Annotated in this window: 13 protein-coding genes; 2 read left to right on the top strand and 11 right to left on the bottom strand. The window is 51.2% G+C overall.

Annotated features, from left to right (window positions below; translation table 11 throughout):
- Window positions 1–2: 2 nt before the first annotated feature.
- Window positions 3–1,343 (bottom strand): ribosome biogenesis GTPase Der, encoded by a 1,341-nt coding sequence (gene der, locus DW757_RS00875; protein WP_347559948.1) that lies wholly within the window; start codon window positions 1,341–1,343, stop codon window positions 3–5.
- Window positions 1,344–1,463: 120 nt separating this feature from the next.
- Complete coding sequence (locus DW757_RS00870; RefSeq protein ID WP_118750718.1) at window positions 1,464–2,861, bottom strand: DUF512 domain-containing protein; 1,398 nt, start codon at window positions 2,859–2,861, stop codon at window positions 1,464–1,466.
- A 296-nt stretch (window positions 2,862–3,157) separates the two neighbouring features.
- Between DW757_RS00870 and DW757_RS00860 the strand changes: the two genes are divergently transcribed.
- The gene (locus tag DW757_RS00860) at window positions 3,158–4,345 is read left to right on the top strand and encodes a ribose-phosphate pyrophosphokinase (protein ID WP_015574216.1); all 1,188 of its coding nucleotides are present in this window, start codon (window positions 3,158–3,160) and stop codon (window positions 4,343–4,345) included.
- 121 nt (window positions 4,346–4,466) lie between these two features.
- Here the strand turns inward: DW757_RS00860 and DW757_RS00855 are convergent, their stop codons facing one another.
- The 4 genes from DW757_RS00855 to DW757_RS00840 form a co-directional block, all read right to left on the bottom strand.
- The gene (locus DW757_RS00855) at window positions 4,467–5,414 is read right to left on the bottom strand and encodes an LD-carboxypeptidase (protein WP_118750812.1); all 948 of its coding nucleotides are present in this window, start codon (window positions 5,412–5,414) and stop codon (window positions 4,467–4,469) included.
- Window positions 5,415–5,457: 43 nt separating this feature from the next.
- Window positions 5,458–7,512, bottom strand: coding sequence for an ATP-dependent DNA helicase RecG (gene recG, locus DW757_RS00850; RefSeq protein ID WP_182433230.1), 2,055 nt, complete (start codon window positions 7,510–7,512; stop codon window positions 5,458–5,460).
- Window positions 7,513–7,670: 158 nt separating this feature from the next.
- A complete protein-coding gene (locus DW757_RS00845; RefSeq protein ID WP_347559953.1) occupies window positions 7,671–9,410 on the bottom strand; it encodes a DAK2 domain-containing protein in 1,740 nt (579 codons plus the stop codon).
- Between the two features lie 26 nt (window positions 9,411–9,436).
- Window positions 9,437–9,793, bottom strand: coding sequence for an Asp23/Gls24 family envelope stress response protein (locus DW757_RS00840; protein ID WP_015574219.1), 357 nt, complete (start codon window positions 9,791–9,793; stop codon window positions 9,437–9,439).
- Between the two features lie 194 nt (window positions 9,794–9,987).
- On the opposite strand from DW757_RS00840, the gene rpmB reads away from it, so the two are divergent.
- Window positions 9,988–10,173, top strand: a complete 186-nt coding sequence (gene rpmB, locus DW757_RS00835) for a 50S ribosomal protein L28 (protein WP_083794769.1) — start codon at window positions 9,988–9,990, stop codon at window positions 10,171–10,173.
- Between the two features lie 189 nt (window positions 10,174–10,362).
- Here rpmB and DW757_RS17270 read toward each other — a convergent pair whose 3' ends face one another.
- From DW757_RS17270 to DW757_RS00810, 5 genes are all read right to left on the bottom strand, one after another.
- Window positions 10,363–10,500, bottom strand: a complete 138-nt coding sequence (locus tag DW757_RS17270; protein WP_008398121.1) for a hypothetical protein — start codon at window positions 10,498–10,500, stop codon at window positions 10,363–10,365.
- A 207-nt stretch (window positions 10,501–10,707) separates the two neighbouring features.
- Complete coding sequence (locus DW757_RS00830) at window positions 10,708–12,165, bottom strand: sodium:alanine symporter family protein (RefSeq protein ID WP_118750715.1); 1,458 nt, start codon at window positions 12,163–12,165, stop codon at window positions 10,708–10,710.
- A gap of 487 nt (window positions 12,166–12,652) precedes the next feature.
- Window positions 12,653–13,066 carry a GerW family sporulation protein gene (locus DW757_RS00820; RefSeq protein ID WP_008398117.1) on the bottom strand — a complete coding sequence of 138 codons (414 nt, stop codon included), beginning with the start codon at window positions 13,064–13,066 and terminating at the stop codon, window positions 12,653–12,655.
- Between the two features lie 4 nt (window positions 13,067–13,070).
- Window positions 13,071–14,168 carry a hypothetical protein gene (locus DW757_RS00815; protein ID WP_118750714.1) on the bottom strand — a complete coding sequence of 366 codons (1,098 nt, stop codon included), beginning with the start codon at window positions 14,166–14,168 and terminating at the stop codon, window positions 13,071–13,073.
- A 9-nt stretch (window positions 14,169–14,177) separates the two neighbouring features.
- Window positions 14,178–14,495, bottom strand: coding sequence for a hypothetical protein (locus DW757_RS00810; RefSeq protein WP_015574222.1), 318 nt, complete (start codon window positions 14,493–14,495; stop codon window positions 14,178–14,180).
- Between the last annotated feature and the right edge of the window lie 80 nt (window positions 14,496–14,575).

Below are 14,575 nucleotides of genomic sequence, written 5' to 3'. Positions count from 1 at the left end.
TCCTACTGCTCCTTTCCCTTCCTCTCGCGGATAATAAATTTAAGAGCCGTTCCGCGGAAGCCGAAGGCATCCCTTATGCGGTTCTCAAGATATCTGGTGTATGAAAAATGCATCAGCTCCTTGTCATTCACAAACACGACGAAGGTCGGAGGCTTTACAGCCACCTGGGTCATGTAGTAGAGCTTCAGCCTCTTTCCCTTGTCGGACGGCGGCTGCTGGAGAGCCACTGCCTCTGTCATAATCTCATTGAGAACACCTGTCTGGATTCTCATGGTCTGGTTCTCCCTCACCATGTCGATCAGGTCATAGAGCTTATTTAATCTCTGTCCCGTCTGTGCGGAGACAAACACATACTCCGCATAGGGCACAAAGGAGAGAATCGTCTTGATTTTATTCGTATACTCATAGATGGTCTTGTCATTTTTTTCAATGGCATCCCACTTGTTTACCACAATGATAATGCCCTTCCCCCGGTCGTGGGCAATTCCCGCAATCTTTGCATCCTGCTCCGTCACACCCTCCGTGGCGTCAATGACCACCAGAACCACATCGGCCCTCTCCACCGCCGTCACCGTGCGGATGATGCTGTAGCGCTCCAGCTCCTCCTTGATCTTATTCTTCCTTCTGAGTCCTGCGGTGTCGATAAACACATACTCTGTACCGTTGTGGACAATCTCCGTGTCCACGGCGTCCCGGGTGGTTCCGGCGATGTTTGACACAATAACCCGGTTTTCTCCCAGCAGCTTATTGACGATGGATGACTTGCCCACATTGGGTTTTCCCACGATGGCAATTCTCGGCCTGTCGTCATCTTCCTCTTCCCCCGTGTCCTCCGGGAAATGAGCCACCACGGCGTCAAGAAGTTCTCCGAGCCCAAGTCTGGATGCTGCGGAGATCGGAATCGGATCTCCGATTCCCAGGTTATAAAATTCGTACACGTCATTTCCGAATTTTGCAAAGCTGTCCACCTTGTTGACAGCCAGGATCACCGGCTTTCTGGATTTTCTCAGCATGTCCGCCACCTTGGAATCTGAATCCGTGAGCCCCTGGCGCACATCTACGATAAAGATAATCACATCGGCTGTGGCGATGGCAATCTCCGCCTGCTCTCTCATCTGTGCCAGGATAATATCCCTGGAATCCGGCTCAATTCCTCCTGTATCGATCAGCGTAAACGCCTTGTCAAGCCAGGTGCAGTCCGCATAGATGCGATCCCTGGTCACGCCCGGCGTATCCTTTACAATGGAAATCATCTCGCCGGCCAGGACGTTAAACAAGGTGGATTTTCCCACATTCGGACGTCCTACCACGGCTACGACTGGTTTCTTCCTGCTCATATTCATTCCTCCATCAAGGGTTCTGCTCCCGCTTAACGCCTTTTTCGACCGGCAGAAAGCAGTCCCGTACTCTCTGTTCCCTCGGCAGTCTCCTGCCGCCTGTCCTCTTCATGGAGCGTTCCGTCCCTACATCCCTTCCAGCGAGTCCAGCTCATAAGGCCCGTGAGCAGGCAGGTTCTGTTCCTCCTCAACCGGGGCAAGGACAGCATTTACGAAATCGCGCCCGCTTGATTTTACAATATTCACCGGTACTTGTAAAGCGTTTTGTACATCCTCCCTGGTGAGATCATCCAAGAATACCTCCTCGCCGCTTCTGAACATGGCTTCCGGCAGGAGCAGGCGGCTTCCAAGCGCCTTTCCCTTCAGCTGGGCGATGAGATCCCGGGCTGTGATAAGCCCTGCCACCGTAATAAGCTCTCCGAAAAAGTCGTTCCTGATTCCGTAGACATGGACCTTCTTTCCCTTAAATCTGGCCGTTATCTGCTCTGTGTATTCCTTAATATATGGATAGGGCAGAAGTCCTGTGGCAATGGAAATCTCCTCCTCTTTATTGAGCTGGCGCCATTCTTCTGTCCCCTCCTCAGGGAGAGAGGAAAGGGCTTCCCTTACCTCCTCCGTCATCAGGCGGATCATGCCCACGCCGTTTTCCAGCTGAATATAACCGTCATACCGCTCTGCCTCCGGAAGCGGTCTGCCTGCCTGCATGTAGAACTCGTCGCTGGCGTGGATAAAGTGGATTCCGTGCTCCTCATAAATCTTCCTCTGCCAGCTCTCGATCAGATCGATGGCCTGCCCGCACTCCTCCGGCGTAAAGGGCTCCAGCGGATAAAGTCCCTCCCGGTACCGGGAAAGTCCCACTGGCACCACAGACACGCTCTGCATGTAGGGAATATATCTGGTCAGCTCCCGGATGGAAAAATCCAGCTCTCTGCCGTCATTGACCCCCTTGCAGAGCACGATCTGTCCGTTCATGGGGATGCCGGCCTCATAGAGCCGGTCTATCTTTTTCAGTGCCTCCCCTGCAAACCGGTTGTTGAGCATCCGGCAGCGAAGCTTGGGATTCATGGTCTGCACGGAGATATTGATGGGAGCCAGATGGAACCGGATAATCCTCTCGAAATCCTTGTCCTTCATATTCGTCAGTGTAATGTAATTTCCCTGCAGAAAGGAAAGCCTGGAGTCATCATCCTTAAAATACAGGGTCTCCCTCATCCCGGGCGGCATCTGGTCAATGAAGCAGAAAATACATTTATTGTGGCAGGAACGGTACTCGCTCATCAGGCCGTTTTCAAAGTTCAGCCCCAGATCCTCGTAGTTGTTCTCAATATCAAGCTCCCACTCCTCGCCGTTTTTCTTCCTCACCACCATGGTGATGAACTCGCTGTTTATCATGTATTCATAGTCAAAAATATCCTCAATCTCCTCGCCGTCGATGGTGAGAACGCTGTCTCCTGCCTCCAGCTCCAGCTCCTCGGCGATGGAACCCGGATCGACGGATTTGATCAAATGGCCTTTTTTCTTCATTCCTCTGTATCTGCCCTTCCGCATTTATTATAGAATTCATCCTTCAGGATTTTCAGAAAGCGGCAGGTTTTCCGTGCAAACCTGCATCCGTAAAGTCCTGCTGCCGCATCACTTTCTTTATCATATCAATATTGTCTGGGTTTGTAAAGAACCGGCTTGGGCGCCGGGCAGCCTTTTCCTTGTCTTTTTCAGGGAAATTCTTCGTTTCCTATTGACGATTTGTGTCTAAAAATGGTATAAACATGGTGCAAAGATTGCTGACAGGACAACCTGTCTGATAAATGGAGGAATTTTTTATGTCGAATGACTATGTATTTAAGGACCGGCTTCCGGTAGCACCTTTAAAAATCGCTGCTCTGGAGAGCTGCCGTGATCTGGCTGCAAAGGTCAATGACCACATTATCAATTTCCGCCGCAATGATGCCGAGGAGCTGAAAAAAAGGCAGGAAAATCTGCAGTTTCGCGGCTATGATGCAGATTCCTATCTGTTAAGCTGCTCCTGTCCCCGCTTCGGAAGCGGAGAGGCAAAGGGCGCTGTCCATGAATCTGTGCGCGGAACAGACATCTATGCCATGGTGGATGTGACCAACTACAGCCTGACTTACAATATCAGCGGCTTTACCAACCATATGTCCCCGGATGATCACTTCCAGGATCTGAAGCGAATCATCGGCGCCACTGCTTCCACTGCCCACCGCGTCAACGTGGTTATGCCATTTTTATATGAGGGCAGACAGCACAAGAGAACCTCCCGGGAGTCCTTAGACTGTGCTATGATGCTGGAGGAGCTTGTAAACATGGGCGTTGAGAATTTTATCACCTTCGATGCCCACGATCCGAGAGTGCAGAACGCCATCCCGCTCAACGGCTTCGACAATTTCATGCCCACCTACCAGTTTGTGAAGGCAATCTTCAAACACGACAAGACTCTTAAGATTGACAAGGAGCACCTGATGGTCATCAGCCCTGATGAGGGCGCCATGAACCGTGCAGTTTACCTGGCAAACAACCTGGGAGTTGATATGGGTATGTTCTATAAGCGCCGCGACTACTCCAAGATCGTAAACGGAAGAAACCCGATTGTGGCCCACGAATTCCTCGGCTCCTCCGTGGAGGGAAAGACGGTTCTGATCATTGACGATATGATCTCCTCCGGCGAGAGCATGCTCGACACAGCCAAGGCTTTAAAGGACAGAAAGGCAGCCCGCGTGCTCATCTGCTGCACCTTCGGTCTTTTCACCAACGGCCTTGAGAAGTTTGACGATTTCTACAACAAGGAATACATTGACTGCGTTATCACAACCAACTTAAACTACAGAACACCGGAGCTCTTAAAGAGGGAGTGGTATGTAGAGGCTGATATGAGCAAGTTTATCGCAGCTATTATCAATTCCTTAAATCACAATGCTTCCCTTGAGAATGCCCTGACTTCTACAGAGAAGATTCAGAACCTGATCAGAAGATACAACGAGGCAAACAGATAGGGAAACGCCATTTATCAGGCATTGCTTTATACCGGACAGGGGGATGGCGAATCATCCCCCTGTCCGTATTTTTGTGCTCTTTTGCAGATTTTATATCTGAGTCTTACTGTCTTTTCCGCTCTCAGCCATTCTCAGCCGTTCTAATCAGTCCCCCTGTCAGGGCACACCTGGCGTCTGCCCCGTGGCCGATCTCTCTGGTGACTGCCACAGGCAGCTGCCCCGCAAAGGGAAGAACCAGCCTCTCTGCGGCCTGGGGGCCTTCCTCCCGCTCCAGTTCTGAAAAGGTTCCTAAAAGGATTCCCCTGATTTTTTCAAAGGCTCCCATCTGAGAGAGCTGTGCCAGACAGGCCGTGATCCGGTCTGCCCTCCCGCTGTTGGCCTCCAGGATCAGAATCTTCCCTTCCAGATCTGGAAAATAGGGGGTGCCTGAAAGTTTCAGAAAGCATCGGATATTTCCCCCCACAGCAGTCCCCTCCAGGGCGCTTCCCTGCACAAAGCGGCAGGACAGCTCCCACAGGGAGCGGGGCTTCCGGGTCAGGATCGTTTCCTGAAAGCTTTCCCGGGTACTCCCTGCATTTTCCGGCCGCAGGGAAGACACAAGGGCCTCCAGCTGTCCTCTTCCCTCCGGCCGTAGAATGTTTCTTAACTGGTAGAGGCCGCACCTGCGTCCCGTTTTGGTATAGACAGCGTTGAGTACACAGGTCAGATCGCTGTATCCAAACAGGAGCTTATCCTCTTTAGCTCTCTTAATTGCCCCGTAGTCGATCCAGGGCAGGATCTCATTTGCATAGTCTCCGCCGGACAGGTCGAAGACAGCTCTGATGGACGGGTCGCAGTACAGGTCCGTCAGCTCCCCGGCTCTCTCCCTGGCTGTGCCCGCGGCGCCTCCCTTCCGGCCGGCAAACAGGAACTTTCCGCAGACCGGCTCTGCCCCTGCGCCCTTTAGGACAGAGAGAAGCTCCTGAAAAGCAGGCTTAAAGCTCTCCGAAAGGCCGTTGGAGCAGCACACCAGGCCGATTTTTACTGGTTTTCCAGCTTCTCTCTCTTCCTTCTTTTCCATCTTTTCCATCAAATTTACTTTCCCTCCGCTTTCGTTTGTCACCTTTTTCCGGCTACAGGTTCAGCCGGCTGTAGCTCTCCTCCAGGTATTCTCCCAGGCGCTTTCCAAGCTCTCTGTTCTCCTCTCCGGACAGATCCGGATCCGCGTCAAGAATCTCCCTGACCTCCTCCGACACGGTTTTTAACAGATCCGCGTCTGTGAAAATGTCTCCCAGCTTAAATTCCAGCTCTCCGCTCTGGCGGATTCCGAAGATGTCTCCAGGCCCTCTCAGCTTGAGATCCTCGGAGGCAATGAAAAATCCGTCGTTTGACTTGTTTAAGATCTCCAGCCGCTTCTGAATGCCCTCGTCTGAGGAAGCGTTTACCATAATGCAGTAGGACTGCTCTTTTCCCCTTCCCACACGGCCCCTGAGCTGGTGAAGCTGGGCCAGGCCGAACCGCTCTGCATTCTCAATCATCATAACAGTGGCGTTGGGCACGTTGATTCCAACCTCGATGACTGTTGTGGACACCAGCACCTGGATCTCACCTTCGGCAAACTGCTCCATCAGCAGATTTTTCTCCTTGGGCTTCATTTTTCCGTGCAGGTACTCGACCCTCACAGACTCCGGCAGGTTTTCTCTGAGCTTTTTTGTGTAGTCCACCACATTTTCCGCCTCTATCATCTCACTGGGTTCCACCATGGGACAGATGACATAGGCCTGGCGGCCTGCCGCCGCCTCCCTCTCGATAAACCGGTAGGCGTTCTTCCTGTAGTCCGTGCCCACCACGCAGTTTTTGATGGGTTTTCTGTTGGCCGGAAGCTCATCGATAATGGAAATATCCAGATCGCCGTAGATGATGATGGCTAACGTCCTCGGAATGGGAGTTGCGCTCATGACCAGGACGTGGGGTTCCGTTCCCTTGTTCCCCAGCATTTCCCTCTGGGCGACACCGAAGCGGTGCTGCTCATCTGTAATGACGAGAGCCAGCTTGTCATAGATGACCTTCTCCTGGATCAGCGCATGAGTTCCCACAATAATGTCCGCCTCGTGGCTCTCGATTTTCTGGTAGGCCATGCGCTTTTCCTTTGCCGTCATGGAACCGGTCAGAAGGATCGCTTTCTTCTCTATGCCGTGGGCGGCAAACAGTTCCTCCATGGATTCCAGATGCTGCCTTGCCAGCACCTCCGTCGGCACCATCAGCGCTCCCTGATACCCGTTGTATGCCGCCTGCAAAAGAGCCAGGATCGCGATAATCGTCTTTCCGGAGCCCACATCTCCCTGCACCAGCCGGTTCATCACCCGGCCCCCTGACAGATCCGCGTACACCTCTTTTAAAACCTTCTCCTGAGCCTTTGTGAGACTGTAGGGAAGGCTGTCCTTCAGCCTCTGCACCTCAGGCCTGGGCTCCATCACATACAGGCTCTTGGTGTCAGCCTTCTTCTCCTTCAGAAGTCTGACAGAGAGAAGGAACATGAAAAATTCGTCAAATACCAGGCGTTTTCTGGAAAACAAAAGCTCCGCCTCATCTTTCGGGAAGTGGATATGTTCCAGAGCAAAGTTGTACTCTGCAAGCTCGTACTTTTCCCTGAGGCGCTCAGGCATGTAATCCCTCTCCAGCTCTCTCTCAGAGAGGGCCTGGGCCACTGCCTTTGCGATGGTCTTATTTCCAAGCCCCTTTGTCTGGCCGTACACCGGCTGCATGGAATGCACAAGGGCACTGTACTGAGCCGGCCGGTATATCTCCGGCTGCTCCATCACCAGCTTTCCTCTCTTCTTTGCCACCTTTCCCCTGAACACGAACCGCTCCCCCGCCTTCAGGGTGGAGCGCAGAAAGGGCATATTATACCAGTTGAGCTGCACGGTTCCCGTCTCATCCCTCAAATGCACCATAATCACCTGCAGATGGCTGAATCTGACCACGTCTGCTGTTTTTGTGAGGACCCCCTCCACCGCAGCTGTGGTTTCCGGCACAAGGCTTTTAACAGGCTGCGGCTCTCTGAAGGCGTCATACACCCTGGGATAATAGTGCAGCAGTTCCTCCACATTGGTTACATTCAGCTTTGAAAAGAGTCCGGCTGTCTTTTCACCGACTCCCTTAATTGCCGTCAACGGCTGTCTGTCCATATCCTGTCCCCTCACCTTTCCAGCACGCGTTTCCTTCCGGCAGAACAGGCCCCGGCATCTGTTTTCAGACACTGGGGCCTCCCTTGCTTTCTGCTGCCTTTTGCTGTGCAGCATATATCAGGCTGGAAATCTTTTCTCTCTGCCGTTTCCGGCTTTCTCTATTCCACAGAAATTATATAATAGTAGACGGGCTGACCGCCGTAATGAAGCTCTATCTCGCAGTTCCCGAACCGCTCCTTTGCAGATGCCAGCAGGGTGTCCGCATCCTCCTGTTTTACGCTCTCGCCGTAGTAGATGGTGATAAGCTCAGATTCTCCGTCCACCATAGCCTCCAGCGTGTCAAGAGCCGTCTGCGTTACACTTGCGCCCGAGGCGAGAAGCCCGCTGTCGCCAAGCCCTATAATATCCCCCTCGCCGATCTCTTTTCCGTCGATGGAGGTGTTTCTCACCGCATAGGTAATCTGTCCCGTCCTGACCCGGCCCATCTCCTGTCCCATTATTTCCAGGTTCTCCTTTACAGGGAGATCCGGGGCAAAATTAATTAAAGCCGTGATTCCCTGGGGAACCGTCTTCGACGGAACCACCACTGCCTTCCGGTCAGAGACAAGACCTGCGGCCTGCTCCGCTGCCAGAATAATATTTTTGTTGTTGGGGAGAATGTAGACATTTTCTGCATTGACCTGTTCCACAGCTTTCTGAATATCTTCCGTGCTGGGATTCATGGTCTGACCTCCCTCAATCACCCAGTCAGCCCCGATGCCTCTGAAGATTTCAGTCAGCCCTTCTCCGGCGCAGACGGCAACGAATCCCGCCGACCGGCGGGGCTCAGTCTTCTCCTTTTCTTCTCTCTCCTTCTGCTCCTTCGTAAGGCGCTCTGCGTCCCGGATCAGCCGTTCCTCATGCTCTTCCCGCATATTGTCAATCTTAATCCGCGAGAGGGAGCCAAAGGAGAGGCCCTTCTGGACAGCCAGTCCCGGATCGTTCGTGTGCACATGCACCTTCACCAGCTCCTCGTCGGCCACCACCACCAAAGAGTCTCCGATAGATTCCAGATACTGTTTAAAATCTTTCTCCTGTGCCTCTCCAAATTCACCTTCCAGATTGATGATAAACTCCGTACAGTAGCCAAATTTGATGGTGGATTCCTCCTGCACAGGCGCTTCTGAAGTTCCCGAAGCTCCCGGCTTTCTCTCCCTGTAAGAGGCCTCTGAGGCCCCGTAAACACTGCCCCCGTAAACACTGCTCTTCTCTCCTGAGCCATCCCCGAAAGAGTCCTTTAGAGGAACGCTCCCCCTCAGGCCATCCACACATCCCTTGGCAAGCTGCATCAGCCCCTGGCCGCCGGAATCCACTACTCCCGCCTGTTTCAGCACCGGGAGCATCTCCGGCGTCTGGCTCAGCACGTAATCTCCGTGCTCGATGACGCGTCCGGCAAACTCAAGGATATCGTCAATCTGCGGCGCAAGCTCCTGCGCCCTGTCGGCCATCCCTCTGGCCACCGTCAGAATCGTTCCCTCCTTGGGTTTCATAACCGCCTTGTAGGCCGTTTCTGTCCCCCTTCTGAACGCTCTGGCAAGACATTCTGTGTCAATGGTCTCACAGGCCGAGATTTCCCTGGTAAATCCTCTCAAAAGCTGCGACAGAATCACCCCTGAATTTCCTCTGGCCCCCCGAAGGGAACCGGATGAAATAGCCTTCGCCAGAAGCTCCATGTCAGGGTTCTCAATCGCTGCCACCTCTCTGGCAGCCGACAGAATCGTCATTGCCATATTCGTTCCTGTATCGCCGTCCGGCACGGGAAACACATTCAGCTCATTGATCCATTCTTTCCTGGCCTCCAGCGCCTCTGCTCCTGCCAGAAACGCCTGTTTCAAGGCCTCGGCATCCATATAATTCATACCCACAGGCACTATCCTCCTTACAATCAGTCAATCACCCGCACGCCCTCAACGTATACGTTGATCTGCTCTACCGTCATTCCGGTCAGATCCTCTACTTTATATTTCACACTCTCCATCAGATTGTCCGCTACAGCCAGAATGCTGACACCATAGGATACAATTACATGAAAATCAATGCTGATGACATTTTCACGGATTGCCACATTGATGCCCTTAGTCAGGCTCTCTCTTTTTAAAAGCCTTGCAAATCCGTCCTTTACGCTGACAGCCGCCATTCCTACAATACCAAAGCACTCTACAGCCGTTGTACCTGCATACAACGCGATCACTTCCGGTTCAATCTGAATCGAGCCAAATCTGTTGTCAATATGTCCCTTCATAGCCCAGCCTCCATTCTTTTTTGAGGTTCCGCCCCCGGCAGGCATCCTGCCCGGCTATTAGTGATTATAACTTATTTTCAATAAAAAAGAAACAAATTTTTATTTTTCACTTGCAAATTTGGTGTCTTTCTGCTATTATACAGTTGTTGTGGATTTTTACGCAAAATCCGATGAACGGTAGAGGAGGTGCAACCATGGCTAAATGTGCAATCTGTGAAAGAGCTGCTCACTTTGGTAATGCAGTAAGTCATTCCCATAGAAGATCTAACAAAATGTGGAAAGCAAATGTTAAGTCTGTTAAAGTTAAAGTAAACGGCGGAGCTCAGAAGATGTATGTATGTACTTCTTGCTTAAGATCCGGTTTAGTTGAGAGAGCATAATTCCTGTGCGGCTCAGCGTATAAAAGAGGAGATAAAATCACTCGGATTTTATCTCCTCTTTTATATTTTGCGGCGCCTCTCCATGCAGCTGTCCCGGAACAGAGTGTCTCCTGTCTGTCAGACTCCTGCCCTTTCCCTGCAGCCTGCAGGTCCGCCGTTCCGAAAGGGTTCTCCCCCCTCTCATTTTATTTAACCGCAGAACAGATTATAGCCAATAACCAGACATACTACTGTCACACATACCCAGAAAAAGCTCTTGGGAAAGATCAGAATCAGCGTCATTCCGGCTCCCATGGAAAATAAAATTAATCCGCACAAGCGCTTCATGAAAGTCCTCCTGATGCAGAAAAATCCTGCATACTATATAGTATGCAGGTGCGTACGCCATATTCTCTGTTCTTTCTGCGCTTCCTGTGACAGCAGCAGAGGCCGGACGAAAATCTTTCGCCCGGCCTCTGTCTGTCTGAGCTTTTCATTCTCTATGTACAGAACTTCTGCCTGAACTTTTTTCAGCTTTCCTGAGCAGAATCCCGCCTACCTGCTCTCATCCTCAGGATGGTTTGGCAGGAAGTTGGTTCTGTAGTCCTTGTAAGTCTTCTTAACCACTCCTGTCAGGGCGAACAGACCGATCACGTTCGGCACTACCATCAGGGAGTTGAAGCAGTCGGACATGTTCCAGATAGTTGAAACCTTCATCAGGGATCCCAGAACGATGAACAGGCATACAAAAGCAATGTATGGCTTTACCGCCTTCTCGCCAAAGAGGTACTTCACATTCGTTTCACCGAAGAAATACCATCCAAGGATTGTGGAAAATGCGAAAAACAGCATGCAGATAGCAATAAAGATGGAACCGAAGGAACCGAATGCAGAATTAAATGCAGTCTGTGTCAGTGCGATGCCATCCAACAGCTTCCCGTCCACATATGCCGGGGAGCCTGGCTCCAGCATCTTTGTTCCGATAATAACGAATGCAGTCATGTTTAATACAAGGATTGTATCGATAAATACGGAAACGATTGCCACCTGGCCCTGCTGACACGGATGTGCAACATTCGCCTGTGCATGTGCGTTAGGTGTGGAACCCATACCGGCCTCGTTGGAGAAAAGGCCTCTGGCAACCCCCTTCTTCACTGCCTCTTTCATGGCTACACCGAAAGCGCCGCCGCATACTGCACGCGGGTTAAATGCGCCTTCAATAATGGAAGCAAACATGTAAGGAATATTCTGGAAGTTCATGAGAACGATGATCAGTCCGCCTGCTAAGTAGAAGCATGCCATAATCGGAACCAGCTTCTCAGTGATCTGTGCGATACGTGAAATACCGCCGCCGAAGATCATCCATGCAACAATTGCAAGAAGAATTCCCACAATAATCTTGTCATAGGGGATCTGCTGTCCAAATAAGGTGAAGCTGCCTACGCCTGAGAAAAATGCGGTGTGGAAAGCGTCTGTAATGGAATTCGCCTGAACAGCATTTCCGAACAGTCCGAGTGCCAGGGTAATCAGAACCGCAAAGATTCCGGCAAGTACTTTACCAAAGGTTCCTGTAAAGGCTGCTTTGATGTAGTATACCGGACCGCCTGTAGGCTTTCCGTCAGGGCCTGTAGTTCTGTATACCTGTGCAAGAGTGGCCTCGCAGAAAATTGTGGCCATACCGAGAACTGCAGAAACCCACATCCAGAAGATAGCGCCGGGACCTCCGGCTGCAATCGCTGTAGCTGCTCCGGCCAGATTTCCTGTACCTACCTGAGCTGCAATCGCTGTGGTCAGAGCCTGGAAGGAAGAAATACCGTTGTTTCCCTCTGCGCTTTTATCCTTCTTCTTGAAAAGGCCTCCGAACACTCTGCGCCAGCCGTTTCCAAACTCACGGAACTGAACAAAGCCGGTCTGGATGGTAAACCAGATTCCGCCGCCTACCAGTGCCACCAACAGGACATAGCCTGTCAGTATGTCGTTTGTGCCCAAAAGGATTTTGTTAAATAACTCCATACGTTTATCTTTCCCCCTTTTTATAAAATATGAAGTTTATCTCTGATCTATCACCCCGTCATTTTGCTCATGCGGTGTGATACAATCATTAATTTGTTATTATTATATCATACGCGTCATGAATTGTCTTGTTTTTTTTGTGAAACATTGCTATTTTTTGTTATACTTCTGGTTCTATTTTTGTTTTTTCTATATATGTTTTCAGTTTTTTCGAACTCCCCCGATTATACTGTTAAAATTATGAAAAGATTTTATTTTTTCTGCAATTCTCCCTCTGTTTCTACAATTTGGAATGTTTTTTGCTTGAACAGGCAGTTTTCAGTTCAAAGCTTCTCTCTCCTCCCCTCTTTTCTCCGCTGTCTCCTTTGTTTTTTTGACAAAAAAATAACAGGAAACTTTCAAACAGGCGGACACCAGAATTTGAACATTTCCTGTTTTTTCCTTTGTATTTTTCCTTCGCTTCTTTTCCTTCGCCTTTCCTGAGTCTCTACGGCTGCTTCTCCGCACTTTCATCCCCGGTCTCGAAGGAGGAAGCCATCTTCTCTGCCCTCTTCACTGCCTCCTGAGACGGTCCTCCCGCAAAGCGGTTCACAAAGTCAGGAACCATGTCAATGATTTTCGTGACTGCATCCTGATGCTTTACATTGACCAGCTTAGTCACTCCGTTCTGTATCACGAGAACTGCGCTGGGGCTGATCTTTGCGCTCATTCCCCCTGCTCCGTTATTTTTGGACGACTGATTAAACGCTCCTGCAGCCATCCCGCAGGACACATCCACTAACGGCAGAATAATCGCATCATCGATCTTTACTGCCTCGCCTACTACGGTTTTTGTAGTTACAAAACTGTCCATACCCTTAAACAGGGCCTCCACGGTGGACGAAAACTGATTATCTGCCATTCTCTTATATTCCTCCTTCTCTCAGGAACTGTCTTAGCAGACGCCTGAAATTTTTGTCAAGTAATATTCTGAGCCCAAAGGCTGCAAATGAGCCGAGGCGCAGCCCTCCCTTCAGGGAGAACTCTCCCTCCAGCCTGTTTTCATCAAATACAGGCGTCAGTACAAAGGTTTTTCCGTACAGAGGATAGAACACCGCCAGAACCGTCAGGATCTTTCCCATCAGATAGGGATCCTCCACACCGAAGCTCAGCTCTCCTCGGAGTCTTGGCAGAAGACGGCGCAGCAGACGTTTGGCGCTCCTTAGAATCAGCCCCGCTGTCCTCCTGTTTTCCTCGTCCTGCAGCAGAGCTGTCAGCCTCTCTTTCTTTCGGGCCAGCTCATAAAGCCTGCGCCTGAATTTCCGGAGAGCTTTCGCCATCCGGTTCTTCTTCTGTCTCAGCCTGGACACAATCCTGCCGGCCCAGGCGAGCAGGCGGCTTCCGGGGCCGCCTGGGCTGCCGCCTTCCCGCCAGCTGTCCTCTAAATGGTTTTCCGGCTTCTTCTCCGGCGGTTTTGGAGGAACGCTGCCGCGCTCCCGGGAAGCCTTCTTTACGGGAATCTCTGAAGGCGCCTCGAAAATTGGGGATTCCCCGGGCAGGCCTTCCTCCTGGTCTCCAGGTCCAACGGGGTCTATTCTGTCCTCCAGAGCTGTCACAGGTTCTCCGGCATCCATCGCTCTCCTCACTTTTTCCGGCGTTTCTTTTTCCGGAGTCTCATTTTCCGCTGCCTCCGTTTCCCCGCTTTCCTTTTCTTCCGTCTCTTTTTCTTCGTCTTTCCCTTTTTCCTCTTTTCTCTTAAAAAGCCGGAAGCCCAGAAGCCTTACTTCTGTCTTCAGTCCCTCCTCGTCCCCCTCGGGGCGGTTTTGGTATGAAAAAGAGAGGCTGATCAGGCGAAACAGCCAGGAAATACGCCCCCTGGCATGGATTTCCCCATGCAGCGACGCTTCTGCCCGGTAGCGGATGGGAACCAGAAGCACGGCAAGGGCAATGGCTAACAGAAGCCCCAGCACGGCAAGTATGAGAAATAAAATGATTTTCAGGATTAGAAATACAATATGAAGCATGTTTCCCACCTACCGCACATTTTTCAGCAGATACTGCTTTACATCAAAGCCTCCCGTAGCCCTGTAGACCTCATTTACTATCTGACCGGCCAGCAGACAGGCGTCGTCATATCCGAGAGCAATCCCCACGATCAGGAGATCCTCTTTTTCATACCAGGGCCGGAAAATCTCAGAGCAGTGGTAAATATCAAGTAGATTATTTCCGCCTGACGCAGGTGTTATAACATATACACCAAGCTGAATTTTTTTCCGGCGCAGGTTCTGAAGGATTGTGAAACGCTTTCCCTCCGCCCGTTCTCCTGTGTATAAGCGCTCATAAAACTGCATCGTCTTGATTCCTCCCATAGGCTTGTGCCGTTCTCAGTCCAGGACCATTCAGGGAGCCTCGTTTTGCTCCTAGGAAAGCG

The organism is Clostridium sp. AM29-11AC, assembly GCF_003480545.1.
Lineage (GTDB): Bacteria > Bacillota > Clostridia > Lachnospirales > Lachnospiraceae > Otoolea > Otoolea saccharolyticum_A.
Note: the sequence above shows the minus strand (reverse complement) of the source record. Positions and strands in the feature narration are given on the sequence as shown.